Below are 270 nucleotides of genomic sequence, written 5' to 3' on the forward strand. Positions count from 1 at the left end.
TTCAGCTCGGCTTGATCGTCGCCAGTTGCTGTGTAGATATCAGCGGCGTCTTGGTATAGCGAAACGATGGTTGCGTCGGCAATGAGGACGTCTCGAAAGCGTTCGAGACGCCCGTTCAAGTCGGCTCGTCCGGTGTCGAGATTCTCGATGGCGTCATCGAGAATCTCTCGAAGCAAGGCGACAAATCCTGGTTCGAACCAGTCGTGGAACGCCGCATAAGAGAGTTCGTCGCAGTCAGCCATTTCGACGTAGCGTTCGAGAAACGCCTGG

At 55.6% G+C, this 270-nt stretch carries 1 protein-coding gene; it reads right to left on the bottom strand.

Annotated features, from left to right (window positions below; genetic code table 11):
* Positions 1–270: IS4 family transposase (locus HKX41_11605; GenBank protein NNC24778.1), on the bottom strand; the 270-nt coding region annotated here is incomplete at both ends.

Source organism: Salifodinibacter halophilus (genome assembly GCA_012999515.1).
GTDB lineage: Bacteria > Pseudomonadota > Gammaproteobacteria > Nevskiales > Salinisphaeraceae > Salifodinibacter > Salifodinibacter halophilus.